The sequence below is a fragment of the Nostoc paludosum FACHB-159 genome (assembly GCF_014698835.1).
GTDB classification, from domain to species: Bacteria; Cyanobacteriota; Cyanobacteriia; order Cyanobacteriales; family Nostocaceae; genus Nostoc; species Nostoc paludosum.
Genome location: NZ_JACJTU010000040.1, coordinates 58,571 through 72,118, shown reverse-complemented (window position 1 = coordinate 72,118; position 13,548 = coordinate 58,571). Strand labels below are relative to the sequence as shown.

Here is a 13,548-nt window from a genome sequence, read left to right as displayed (position 1 = left end):
AGGCGATGCAACAAAGGTGCAAGGCGATGCAACAAAGGTGCAAGGCGATGCAACAAAGGTGCAAGGCGATGCAACAAAGGTGCAAGGCGATGCAACAAAGGTGCAAGTCAATGCAACAAAGGTGCAGGTCAAGAGACTTTTGTGTACACCGTAGGCAAGCGGGGAGGGAATTAAGGGGTGGGGTTCTCCGGGTTTATTGAAGGAGGCAGAAAGCAGAAGGAACAATTGAGAGAGGATTCAGACCCCTCCCAATTGTAAGCGCCGTCTAACAGCGGGGTCTTATATCATGTTCGGCAAAATAGTTATGATTAAATCTCACGCAAAGACGCAAAGGCGCAAAGAAATCTGCAAAGTTTTTATCGTAACTAATTAGACGAACCTGATATTACACCCTTGCTCCCTTCTCTACAAGACGCTGCGCGAACGGTTGCGGCAGCAGGCTCCAGAGCAGTTTTCCTCCTGCCTCCTGCCCTGGAGCCTCCTGCCTTCCTCGATAAGTAATCAAGCGGACATGATATTAAACAGTGGCGTTGCATAAATGCGGGATGAATTAAGATTTTTGACGAAGGCTAAAGGTAGATTCTTTGCGCCTTTGCGCCTTTGCGTGAGGTAAAAATCATCCCTAGATTCAGCAATGCCTAAACAGTATGTGGAAGGACAAGGGAAGGGAGCAAAGGGGAAGTAGTAGTAAATCTTTCCCCTGTGTCCCCTATCCTTTTTCTATGCCCAATGCCTCAATTAAATACACTTGTGATCGACATTTCTTCGATGCTACCGTCTACAAGGTGACAGAGGATTTGAAAGGGTTTACTTAACGATGAAATGTAGACACAAAGTAGGTTATGGTTTGACATCGGTGTTTGGTCTCAATTTAATATTTAGCTTAGTTGCACTTGATGGGGGAAATGCAACACCACCGAGAAGCCCAGATAAAAGTGTCAATTGCGATATTTTAGTTGTGGGTGGCGGACTATCCGGTGCGGCTACAGCTTATGAGGGGTTACTCGCAGGACGAACGGTTTGTCTAACCGAAATTACTGACTGGCTAGGGGGGCAAATTTCTGCTCAAGGGACATCTGCATTAGATGAACGCCCAACCCAACGGGCAAAGCAATTCTATTCTCGCGGCTATCTGGAATTGCGAAACCGGATTGAGCGTAAATACGGTAAACTCAATCCTGGTGATTGCTGGGTTAGTGACTCTTGTTTTCTGCCTCGCGATGCCCACAGTATTTTGGCTCAAATGCTCAAGGATGCTGAAAAGCAGGGCAAAGGAAAGCTGCAATGGTTTCCCAACACAGTAATTAAGGATTTGGAAATCGGTGCTGATGGTAAATTAATTAATAGTGCGATCGCCATCCAACATCAACCAGCAAAAGACGCACTACCGCTTAACAGTTTGACTTTATCTCAAGTCATTGAAGACGCCTATCGCTACAATAACTCGTCTCTATTTACCAAAAATATTCTCCGTTTCATTCCCAAGCAAACTAAGGGAGATGCTCCCAAGTGGTATGTTGTAGACGCCAGCGAAACCGGGGAAATTATCGCCCTTGCTGATGTCCCCTACCGCTTAGGCATTGATGCCCGTTCTTACCTGGAACCTTCTGCTTCCAGCACCACCAACGATCCTTATTGCCCTCAAGGCTTTACCTATACCTTTGCAATGGAGGCAACTAAGGAACCACAACCCCAGACACTGCCACCATTTTATTTACAATACTCGCCATACTTTAGCTATGAATTGACACGGCTGGCTAATTTTGACTTAGTTTTCACCTACCGTCGCATCTGGAGTCCCAAGAAAGGGCAACCTACAAAATTTGGTGGTGTAACTTTTAATGCGGCGACACCAGGGGATATTTCGATGCAAAACTGGACTTGGGGTAACGACTACCGCCCCGGAACAGCCAAGGATAACCTAATTTATACTCGCCAACAATTACAAAGTACTGGGCAGTTAAAGTCAGGGGGTTGGATGGGAGGACTGCGGACAGAAACCCTCCGCAAAGGTGAAGAAAATGCCCTTTCTTACTATTACTGGTTAGTGGCTGGAACTACAGATTCTCAATTAGGAGAAGGTGTTAAGCAGCCGCGAACTAATAACCGCTTTCTGATGGGGCTAAATTCGCCAATGGGGACACTACATGGCTTATCGAAATATCCCTATATGCGAGAAGGACGCCGCATCATTGGCCGCCCTAGTTGGGGGCAACCAGGAGGCTTTACTATTTGGGAAATTGATATTTCTCGCCGCAATTACAATGACGAATATTACCGCAAAACTCTGCCAGCAGATATGTATCGGCAATTAACAGCCGCACTTGCAGGGTTAGAAGCGACATCTGTAATTGCAGGCGAGATTTCACCAGATAAAGTAATGCGCCGGACTCGTTCTACCATCTTCCCCGACGCTGTGGGTATTGGTCACTACGCCATCGATTTCCATCCTTGTATGACCAACAGTCCCCCAGAAGCCCCTGGTAACACAGAACGTGCAGGTGAAAGACGCGGTGCTGGTCAAGCTTATCCCTTCCAAATCGCCCTGAGAGCGATGATTCCCCAGAAAATTGACAATTTGCTGGTAGGAGGTAAAAGTATTGGGACTAGTCATATTGCCGCCGCTGCTTATCGAGTACATTCTTTTGAATGGTCGGCTGGCGCAGCTGCGGGTACTGTTGCTAGCTTTGCGATTAAAAATGCGATCGCACCTTATCAACTAGTCGATGACTTACCCAAACCAGAACCACAGCTCGAAGCACTCAAACGCTTGTTGCAAAAAAATGGTAACCCGACTGCCTTCCCAGATACATCCATTTTTAACCAAAACTGGGAAGATTGGCGATAGGGTATTGAGCGTTGGGTATTAGGTATTAGAAAACAATTTCTAGTTCCTAATTCCCAAAAACCTTTATTTTCGGCTTTGTTTGTTAACAGTTCCTTATCATGGAAGCAAGCCTGTAGATAAATTGATATCGATGCTTACTCATATTAAAGACTTAGCAGCAAAACTAGCGCCTCGCTTAATTGAAATTCGCCGCCACATTCACTCCCACCCCGAACTCAGCGGTCAGGAGTACCAAACAGCTGCCTTTGTAGCTGGTGTTTTGTCTTCTAGTGGTTTACATGTGCAGGAAGGGGTCGGTAAAACAGGCGTTATCGGAGAACTGCAAAACACTAGTCAAAGCGATCGTTTATTGGCAATTCGTACCGATATGGATGCTTTGCCAATTCAAGAGGCCACTGATTTGGAATATGCCTCTCGCGCACCTGGTGTGATGCACGCTTGCGGTCACGATGTCCATACCACAGTGGGGTTAGGAACGGCAATGATACTTGCCCAAATAGCAGAAGAATTGGGTGGTAAAGTGCGGTTTTTATTTCAGTCAGCTGAGGAAATTGCCCAAGGGGCAAGCTGGATGGTGAAAGACGGGGCAATAGAAAACGTCTCAGCTATATTAGGGGTTCATGTTTTCCCTTCTATACCCGCAGGTTCCATTGGGGTGAGGTATGGCGCCTTGACTGCTGCGGCTGATGATTTAGAAATTTTGATTGTTGGTGAATCTGGACATGGGGCGCGTCCCCATGAGGCCATTGATGCCATTTGGGTTGCAGCTCAAGTGATTACTGCATTGCAACAAGCCATCAGCCGCACACAGAACCCCTTACGTCCCGTAGTGTTGAGCATCGGTAAAATTAATGGTGGCAGAGCGGCCAATGTGATTGCTGATAAAGTACAGTTATTGGGAACAGTGCGATCGCTTCATCCTGAAACCCGTGCCCATTTGCCAAATTGGATCGAAAATATTGTAGCTAGCGTCTGCCGTGCTTATGGGGCAAACTATCAAGTCAATTATCGTCAGGGTGTACCTAGCGTTCAAAATGATTATGCTTTGACACAATTGTTACAATCAGCCGCAGAAGAAGCTTGGAGTAGCGATCGCGTTCAAGTCTTACCCGAACCGTCCCTTGGTGCCGAAGATTTTTCTATATATTTAGAACGCGTCCCCGGCTCAATGTTTCGCTTGGGTGTAGGCTACAAAGAAAGAATCATTAACCATCCATTACACCATCCCCAATTTGAAGTTGATGAGTCTGCTATTCTCACTGGGGTTGTGACTATGGCCTACGCCGCTTATAAATATTGGCAGCAGAATTTGGATTGTAATCAATAGGCAATAGGCAAAGATTATTTGTCTGTTATCTCTTTGTTTTTTTGGGGTATACATAATTTTTGTAGGCAATCAAATTTTAAATTGAAACTAAATAAAAACTCCTAACACTATGTGTTAGGAGTTGCTCTATTTACCTAGCAATTTGGTATCGCAACTAAGTCAGAATTAATTAAGCGAAATTTGCCAATCTATTAACTAAATCTTAGATTCAGTAACAACGCCTAATCTCTGTTGAATCCGGGTTTTAGCAGCTTTGAATTCAGTAGCGAGTTGCTCGCTTTGCTCAGTACTCAAGTTGTTGCGAATTCCAGCAAACATTGTGCTTTCTTCTTGACGAATGTGGTCGCCAACAATTTCCATCAGTTCTCTGACTCTATCTTTGAATTCAGGTGCAGAGGGGCTGATAGATTTAATTTGCTCTAACCGACGCTTCATATCAGCTTGTTCGTCATACAGTTCTTGGGTGTTGTCTTGACCGTAGAAAGGACGTACTCTTGGGTAGACAACTTCTTCTTCAGCTTCAGCGTGAGCTGTAAGATCCTTGTAAATTTGACCGAAGTATTCTTGGATCTTTTGTGGATTGTTGCTTTGTAATAGTTCGGTAAACAGAGTATTTACCTTGTTGTGATCTAGGCGAATGACATCTTGGATATTCAAATCCTTTTTGTCGCTGGTTTGGGTAACAGCACTACCTACCACACCACTTACCGCAGCCAAAGCATCTTGAACGCGTGCCCAAATTCCTTGGTCTGCATCTTGTCCAGTTAGTTCGCGGACACCGAGAATTTCTAGAATACCTTTGAGTTGCTCTTGGTGAGCGCGGTTTTCAAAGTTAATGGTATTCAAAGGCCCGATGGCCACCATTACATCAGCACCTACTTTTTGAGCGGCTTTATGAACTATCAAACCACTCATTACAATTTGATGTTTCAGTAATTCGTGTTGAGATACTTTTTCATATAGGCTTAGCTCAGAACCCTTAAACAATTCGCGAACTTTTTCAATAAATTGTGTCAAGTTCTTTTTAGGTTCAGCCTGAATGCCATACTGAGTAATTACAGTTTCCAAAACACCAAGATTTTTTTCATCATCTTTGATGAAATTGCGGATGCGATCGGCGATTTCAGAATCAAGTCCTTCTCTCAAAAGGAGTTGTTCATTCTCGATGACCAATTGTTGCAGTGCTTTGATACTTGCCAATTTCACAGCAATAGCATTGCGTTTCGTATCATCTAAACTAGCTACCATCCTGAGTTCTCCTCTAACAAAGTGTTCGGAATTATTGCTAATATCACGTTGACATAAACTTTAGGGTGATTCCATCTTTCTTTTGAGCGATTGCCTTCACAACTGTGGGTAGAAAAATATCAAGTTTTTTGCTGGAAAATAAAAATATGAGTGAGGGCGATCGCTTTGATTTGTAATTCTAATCAGAGCAGGGTATTCAGTATTCATTCAAGTTGAACAGATTACCCATTCTGGAGCGAAAAACTATGTCTTTAGGATGATAAAACAGCTATACATTTAAACTGCATAATTAGGCTAGGCAAGATGCCCACTCTACAAAACTTTAATCAAATTTATATATGCAAGCTTAATGTGGAATAGCTTATCAATTTGCAGTAGTTTTCCTGTATAGGAATCATATTTGATTTGGTGAAAAAATCTCAGTAGTGTCTGTTAGCAGAGCCTAACACACCATTCCAAACTTGTGATGCCGTACTCTCGTCGCTAACACAACGCCAGTCCACTCAAGTCGAACCACTGCGTCCTTGGTGGTTCCAAAAGTTGTAGCAAGTGGCGTGGAAAACCCGCCCACGTGACTGGCTCCCCTATGTGTATTTTACGCAATCAAATACTAGTCCTGTATCTGAAGCATATCTATACGTAGACGTAGAGGCACAGCATTGCTGTGCCTCTAGCAGATAATCTATTTCCCTGAAAATACGATTGCAAAAGCGCAACACCAAAAGATTTTTAAGCCTGTTGCCTATTCCCTGCCATAGATGCAATATTGACAGCAAGACCTGAGGATAAGTTGCTTAGTTTGAATACTTGATTACTGCTGCATGGAAGGTGTGCGAAAAATTCTGCTGAATATAGGAATTCTAATCTTGGGTTGAGGCGCAGTTATATTAGCTTGAGAAACAGAAGTGTTACTCACTGTCTCAGATAAGATAGTTGGTTTGCTATCAGTAGAATTGCTCAAATCACGTAGTTGGATAGCAGAAGGTGAATTTGAAGATATGGCGCTAATATTATCAGTGTTTTGACTATCAGATTTTGCAGGCGTTTGAGCATGACATGGAGTAATAGTGCAAGTCGAAATTGTTGCTAATACCAGCATTAGCAGATTCCAAATATATTTGTGCATGGTGATTTTTCAAATTTGTTAATAAATATTGCAAGTTTTCAGAGCTTGTATTTGTTCTCTGTCTCAAACAAAATCCTGATTTTACCCAGATAACTTATTGCGCTCTCAAATTAAGCCTGTTACCTATTCCTAGCTGTGACTAGAAAATTGTGTAACTTACAATATCAATAATTTAGTTATATTTGCTTTGATTTTAAACAGAAATATTACTGATTTTAAAAAAATAAGTCTTCATCTTAGGACTATCATTTTTGTATTTAAATAAATTTCAATACAAAATCAACACATCTTATTTTTAATAACTTGTACTTTTGATGAAGTAGCTTCCGTAAATAAATACGTGTGTGTGTTCAAGGACGGATATAAACCTGATTTTGTTAGGTAAATACTGAATGCTTGTCAGCTTAACAGTCAATATTCTAAAAGTCGATTCGATACAGAAAACTCACAATTAAAGAATCAGTTTTTTGATTGATGTCGCTTTTGGAAGGTTTACCATCCTTTTTAGAAACTTTGGTAGCATCTGTTCAATCTTAGAGATTAAACTAGATTTCTCTGGTTTATTGGCTGTTGAGGATTCACAGTTAACTGTCAACAGCCAACACCATAAGTGAAAGTGGAATTTCCAAGCATAATGGCTTAACATTCACGCTACTATCTTTTTCAAATTTATGAAATTTATAACCTTCAAAAATCCCTTGTTACTCATACTAGTTAGCTTCACTCTGTTGCAGACAGCCGATGCTCAAACTCCTGTAACTGAAAAGTCTAAGTTATCTCAAGAAGTTGCTGTGCTTCGCAAACATGGTGCAAATGGGTTACAAATATTCCTCAAATCCCATACGAATGAGTTAAACAACTATTCTTCAGACACAGTTTTACCTTCTGCTGCACTGCGGGCGGCTTTAGACGAACTGTGCCAGCAACGGGACTGTTACGCCTCTCGTTTGTATTGGTATACAGACATCGAACAAGCCAAAGCTGCTGCCAAAACCAGTGGTAAACCGATTTTGTCTCTGCGCTTGCTAGGCCGACTAGATCGCGATTTGAGTTGTGCTAATAGTAGGTTTTTCAGGGTAGCGCTGTATCCCAATAGTGAAATTTCTCGGCTGCTTCAAGACCGCTTTATATTGCACTGGGAATCAGTGCGACCTGTACCGCAAGTTACAATTGATTTCGGCGATGGGCGCAAGTTGGAACGGACAATTACAGGCAATAGCATTCACTATATATTAGATGCGTCGGGTCGTCCAATTGATGCAATTCCAGGGTTATATGGCCCTAAAGCATTTCTTCGCGAGCTACAGCAGGCTGAAGTAGCAGCAAAAAACTATAGTAAACTTAAACCAAGCGATCGCGAGGCTTTTTTAAGAAAATACCACAGCGATCGCTACAATTCTATCCAAGCCCAATGGCTTGCTGATTTATCCCGCTTGGGTATCCAGTCTCCCCCAAAGTTGGTGGAACTAAGAAGTAATTCCACTCAACCGCCAACAGCCGAAACCGCAAGTTCCCTGGCAGTTTCTAAAATGAGAGTTGAAACACCAATGCTCACTGCTCTCCAGTCTAATGCCCAACAAAATCAAAAGGCTTTAGCTGAAATTACCGACCAAGAAGCTTGGAACAAAATTGCTCAACTTTACGCCAGCGATGCCAAGCTAGATGAAAACAGCATTGCTTTAATTAAGGCTAAAAAGTCTCAGCCTGCCAACACTACAAAAGATAATTTGCCGATAATAGTGAAAAATTTTGAAGCCGCAATGGCTTTAGATACAGTCAGAAATGAATATATATTGCACAGCCAAATTCATCAATGGTTTTTGGAAGGTAACCAAACAAAGAATGTAGAAATCCTCAATCAGCAAGTCTACGCCCAACTATTTTTAACTCCTAGTTCTGACCCTTGGTTGGGGCTTTTCCCTAGCGATAGCTATAGTGCAATTGATAATGATGGCATCCGTTAAGTGAATTTTGGATTTTGGATTTTAGATTTTGGATTGGGAATCGCTTTTTGGGTGTTTCTGAATCAGCATATCAAATGCCAAAATTACGTTTCTTTGTACCTTTACCATCGTTTATTATTTAGGGTGATACTGCATAAAGATAGGTAGGGGCGTACAGCTAGCTGTACGCCCCTACAGACAATTCATCATTTTGCCAAGATTTTTGTGAGTAAATTGGGAATTGAATTGTCAATCTAAAATTGCAAATCTAAAATTGTTAACTTTTCAAGTGGGTACTAATTCTCCAGGACGCAACTTCGACCATTTACCCATTTCCCGCTTAAAGCTCAGACAACCAACAACGTCCCATTCCATTTCAATCACATCATCTTTAGTCCGGATGTTGACGTTGATAGATGGTTCATTCGGGTCAAAATCTGGTGTTTCGGTCAAGTGGGGTTGTTGGTGCTGCCCTTCTACGGCATGATAAGTGAGACAGCGGTCTACATAGTGGCAGTTCACGCAAATACACATAATAGAACCAACTCCAGGGGCCTTTATTGTTAATCTAGCTTAAGCTGGAGTGTTATTCATTAGTTGCTGGGTTGATTTTTATTACAATGCATTCTTTTGTTGCTTCTACTCTAGCTCCCGAAAATTGGCCTTTTAGTTTGGCATTATTGCCACAACCCGCTTATATGGTGGGTGGTGCTGTGCGAGATGCCATCCTTGGCAGAACTCGCGAATATCTAGATCTAGATTTTGTCATACCATCTAACGCGGTAAAGGTAGCAAGAGCGATCGCCCATCATTATAATGCTGGGTTTGTCTTACTTGATGCAGAACGACAAATCGCCCGTGTGGTTTTCCCCCACGCCACGGCTGACTTTGCCCAACAAGAAGGAGACAGTTTAGAGGTTGACTTGCACAGACGGGACTTTACAATAAATGCGATCGCCTATAATCCCCACACGCAAGAAATCATCGATCCTTTACAAGGCTATGCAGATTTACAACAGGGCATTTTGCGAATGGTATCACCCGCTAACCTCGAAGACGATCCTTTGCGGTTAATGCGAGCTTATCGCCAAGCTGCCCAACTGGATTTTACTATTGAGTCAACTACCCAAACCACAATTCGTTCTTTGGCATCACACATCAGCAAAGTTGCAGCAGAACGATTTCGGGTAGAAATCGGTTATTTATTGGCAAATTCTCAAGGTACTCCCTGGATAACAACTGCTTGGGAAGATGGTTTAGTTAGCCCTTTCTTCAAAAACGCCACCCGTGAAAGCTTAAATAAACTAGCAGCTGTTGATAATGCAGCAGTTTTACTCGCTCAAAATTGGCAACAACTGGGAGTACAACTACAAAGATATGTCCGGGATACTATTAAAACTACATGGTTAGCCATTGCTAAACTTGCTTGCCTTGTCAACCCAAATCCAGAATTAGCAGAAATAGAATTACAGGAACTTACCTACAGTCGTGCTGAAATTCGTGGTGTAACCACTGCTCTCAAATTATCACCGCAGCTGAAAGTGGCAAATATGTCTTTGCGAGAACAATATTTTCTGTTCCAAGATGCAGATATTGTGTTTCCTGCCACGGTAGCGCTAGCCGTAGCATTTGATAATTTGGTAGAGGCGATATCTGGCAACAAGCAGCTAAACACAGCAGTTGTCTTTGCACCTTTAATCAACCGCTACCTGAACCCTGACGATCTGGTCGCTCATCCCACTCCATTAGTCAGTGGGAAGGAGTTGATTATAGCACTAGATATTCCGGCTTCACCAATAGTAGGCAAATTATTAACAGAAATTGTCATAGCACAAGCTGAGGGGAAAGTTTCCACATCAGCAGAAGCGATGGCATTGGCACGTCAGTTAATTGAAGCAGGAATGATGGACTAGTACAGCAAGGCGGAAATAAGCAGACCATTAAAGAGCCAAAACTTTGCCCTTATAAGTCCACTGAAAAGGTTTAGCCATTGTTTGATTAAAGTAGTCGATAAACTGGAGAATTCGATTTTTCAAATCATCCTGACTGACGAAACTAGCACGCTTTAGTAACTTGCGAACCAAAATACTGAACAAAATCTCAATTTGATTAAGCCACGAAGAATGTAATGGTGTGTAATGAAACACAATTCGGTGTGCGGGGTTACTCAAAAAAGTAGCACGGGATTTCATTGATTTGAGGATGCCATATTCTCCCTTAACACCCAGATCAATGTTCAAACCTTCTATTTGTGCAACTAACAGAACCAGAGACTCAGACTGATGAGTATTGAGGCAGTCCATAATCAAATGCCATTTTTTGACCTGTGGGTCAGTTTCAATTGTTCGACGAACATGAAGTGCAAAATCAACTTCTGTTCTTGTATCTGAACAAGTTGGCTGGACTATTTGACCAGTGGCAACATCGAAGCTGGCAATTAAGCTTTGTGTACCGTGACGGATGTACTCAAATTCCCTTCTTTCGACTTTGCCCGGTCGCATGGGCAAGTCCTTTTCTAAACGTTCTGTAGCTTGAATACCTGTCATTTCATCGATGGATATTGTGCGTTCTCCCTGGAGATGACGTTCAATCGCGCTGATGTATAAACCAGTTATATCTTTCACTTTGGCATCAAATTCTTCGTCCACAGGGGGGGGTTAACCAGTAGCGCGAGGCGTGTGGTTGAAGTTCTGCTTCCTCTAATAACCTTCCTACATGGCGGACAGATATGTTTGGAATTATTCCTTGTTTGATGATTTCGTCCGCTAGTTCTCTCGCCGTCCAATGACTGATTGGCCTGCCATAATCCGATGGTGGGGAACAAGCCAATGCAAACAACTCGATTACTTGTTCCATACTAAACTTCGGACGTGCGCCCACACGCTCCAAGTCTTGTAATCTTTGCTCAATTGATAATTCTTTCCTCTCGGTTTCCAACCATCGGTTTCGCCATAAACGCGCCGTTTGCCGATTTAAATCTAAATTTCTGGCAATTTCACGATGATTTTGACCCTCTGCTCCCATAAGAATTATTTTGGCTCGTAGTGCTATCTGTTGTGGCGTGTTGTGTCTGTTGACCAACTGTTGGAGTTGATCTCGCTCGCCATCGCTTAAATTTAATATTTTAGGAGTTAATCTAGCCACACCCTGATTCCTTGCGCCGCGCCTCAAAACTGGTTTTATCCTGATTCTTTATCTTCCCACCAATATGGTCTGTTTATTTCCGCCGACCTGTACTAGGGAGATGGGGGGATGGGGAGACGGGGGGACGGGGGGACAAGGGGACAAGAGAGTATTCTTAACTCCTCAGTCATCAGTCAACACTCAGCACTCTTTTATGGATAACCTAACTTTTTTTTCCGATTACTTAGTTGCGAGTTTGCGTCTAACTGTACCTCTGGCATTTGCCGCACTTGGCGGACTGTATTCGGAGCGTTCGGGAGTACTAAATATTGCCCTAGAAGGTATGTTACTGACTGGAGCTTTTAGTAGTGCTGTTGCCACTTTTTACACAGGTAATGTTTGGGTTGGTGTCTTTGCAGCTTTGATTGCTGGGGGTCTGGTAGGTGTACTTCATGCTTTTTTGTGTGTGACTTTGCGTGTTGACCAGTTGGTATCAGGGTTAGCAATTAATCTCGTAGCATCTGGAATGACATCGTTTCTGGCGCGGTTGGTGTTTAGCGGTGGTAGTACCCAACGATTACCAGGAATTGAAGCTATAGTTATTCCTGGTTTTGCTAATATTCCGCTGTTGGGGTCGGTGCTATTTCAACAAGATATTTTTGTATATTTACTTATTTCTCTAGTAATTATAACTACATATATTTTGTTTTATACAAGCTTTGGTTTGACTTTGCGGGCGGTGGGAGAACATCCTCAAGCAGCGAAAACAGCTGGAATAAGGGTAGAATCAGTGAGGTATTGGGCGGTGGCGATCGCTGGCTGTCTCGCCAGTTTGGGAGGTGCCAATCTTGCTTTAGTGCAAGTAAGATTTTTTACAGAAAATATGAGTGCTGGCAAAGGATTTATTGCGATCGCTGCTTTAATTTTTGGTAGGTGGCATCCTGTAGGCACTGCTTTGGCTTGTTTGTTATTTGGCGCTACAGAAGCCTTGCAGTTGCGAATTCAGGCGTTAGGCGCAAATATACCTTATCAGTTTCTAGTGATGCTACCTTATGCGATCGCAATTTTGGCATTGGTAAGTAAGGCTGGTAAATCCGTAACCCCAAAAGCATTAGGTCTTCCCTACTTTCCTGAAAACCGCGATCGGTAGCGGTTTAGAAATGCTAAACACTTATACAATATGTGCTTTTTAAAACACATTTTCTATCAATGTGTAATCTCAAGTCAACAGCGATCGTCTATTCCACTTTTGCGGGAACACTAGATAAAACTTTTTAGTCGTTAAGCAAGCACAGATTGAATATTGAAGGCTTAACTAAGAACTTAGAGGTCAAAAAAAATCAGAATTAATTAGTGGAAAAACTATCACTAATTGTAGGTCGCTAGATATTTTATTTAGCGAGTAAAAATGCTACGTATTTATTTAGGAAATCTATATAATTTCCACGCTGATTCTAATTGATGATGCTGAACTTGCTTGAGATATTTTTATCAGCTAACTATACTTAATTTCAGTATATCAATGTGACTTAAGTACAGCAGAGCAATTTAGTCTTCAGTAACTTGAAGGTGTCTATATCCCTGGGAATTAGCTACATACCGCTTTCTAATCAAAAGTTTGAGAGTTTAAATTTTCTAAAAATTATAGTTCGCAAACTTCTACTCAATATCATCGTCAATAAGCTAATTACTTGACAAGATTGAGCTTATTTCAGATATTTTATCCATACAATAATTGTCTAAAAAGTTAAAAGTTATACATAAAAACTTTTTTAAAATAAATAGGCTTCCTTACCTTGTACATATTTTTCACGACTCATTTAGGATTGCTACAGAATAATTTTATTTAGGATTTGCTAGGCTTTTTAAACTCAACGTTTTAAGGCTAACGCGCTACTACGTTTTTTGCACTTAGCTGATACGCTTCTAAATT

General features: G+C 42.0%; 10 protein-coding genes. 5 read left to right on the top strand and 5 right to left on the bottom strand.

What is annotated here, in order from left to right:
* Positions 1–817: 817 nt before the first annotated feature.
* Both H6H03_RS29170 and H6H03_RS29165 read left to right on the top strand, forming a co-directional pair.
* Positions 818–2,848: an FAD-dependent oxidoreductase gene (locus H6H03_RS29170; RefSeq protein ID WP_190958547.1), complete on the top strand. Its 2,031-nt coding sequence runs from the start codon at positions 818–820 to the stop codon at positions 2,846–2,848.
* Between the two features lie 130 nt (positions 2,849–2,978).
* Positions 2,979–4,175, top strand: coding sequence for a M20 family metallopeptidase (locus H6H03_RS29165; protein WP_190958546.1), 1,197 nt, complete (start codon positions 2,979–2,981; stop codon positions 4,173–4,175).
* A gap of 195 nt (positions 4,176–4,370) precedes the next feature.
* Here the strand turns inward: H6H03_RS29165 and H6H03_RS29160 are convergent, their stop codons facing one another.
* Entirely contained in the window at positions 4,371–5,423 is a 1,053-nt protein-coding gene (locus H6H03_RS29160; protein WP_190958545.1) for a hemerythrin domain-containing protein, read from the bottom strand.
* 811 nt (positions 5,424–6,234) lie between these two features.
* Positions 6,235–6,549 (bottom strand): hypothetical protein, encoded by a 315-nt coding sequence (locus H6H03_RS29155; RefSeq protein WP_190958544.1) that lies wholly within the window; start codon positions 6,547–6,549, stop codon positions 6,235–6,237.
* 671 nt (positions 6,550–7,220) lie between these two features.
* Between H6H03_RS29155 and H6H03_RS29150 the strand changes: the two genes are divergently transcribed.
* Positions 7,221–8,513: a hypothetical protein gene (locus H6H03_RS29150; RefSeq protein ID WP_190958543.1), complete on the top strand. Its 1,293-nt coding sequence runs from the start codon at positions 7,221–7,223 to the stop codon at positions 8,511–8,513.
* Between the two features lie 264 nt (positions 8,514–8,777).
* Here H6H03_RS29150 and H6H03_RS29145 read toward each other — a convergent pair whose 3' ends face one another.
* Positions 8,778–9,026, bottom strand: a complete 249-nt coding sequence (locus H6H03_RS29145; RefSeq protein WP_190958542.1) for a Ycf34 family protein — start codon at positions 9,024–9,026, stop codon at positions 8,778–8,780.
* 86 nt (positions 9,027–9,112) lie between these two features.
* Here H6H03_RS29145 and H6H03_RS29140 point away from each other — a divergent pair, with 86 nt between their 5' ends.
* On the top strand, positions 9,113–10,405 hold the full coding sequence (locus H6H03_RS29140) for a CCA tRNA nucleotidyltransferase (RefSeq protein ID WP_190958541.1): 1,293 nt from the start codon (positions 9,113–9,115) through the stop codon (positions 10,403–10,405).
* A gap of 27 nt (positions 10,406–10,432) precedes the next feature.
* Here the strand turns inward: H6H03_RS29140 and H6H03_RS29135 are convergent, their stop codons facing one another.
* Both H6H03_RS29135 and H6H03_RS29130 read right to left on the bottom strand, forming a co-directional pair.
* A complete protein-coding gene (locus H6H03_RS29135) occupies positions 10,433–11,140 on the bottom strand; it encodes a transposase (protein ID WP_313931947.1) in 708 nt (235 codons plus the stop codon).
* On the bottom strand, positions 11,124–11,636 hold the full coding sequence (locus H6H03_RS29130) for a helix-turn-helix domain-containing protein (protein ID WP_190958540.1): 513 nt from the start codon (positions 11,634–11,636) through the stop codon (positions 11,124–11,126). Before H6H03_RS29130 ends, H6H03_RS29135 begins: the two co-directional genes overlap by 17 nt.
* Positions 11,637–11,829: 193 nt before the next feature.
* On the opposite strand from H6H03_RS29130, the gene H6H03_RS29125 reads away from it, so the two are divergent.
* Positions 11,830–12,765, top strand: a complete 936-nt coding sequence (locus H6H03_RS29125) for an ABC transporter permease (RefSeq protein WP_190958539.1) — start codon at positions 11,830–11,832, stop codon at positions 12,763–12,765.
* Positions 12,766–13,548 lie beyond the last annotated feature (783 nt).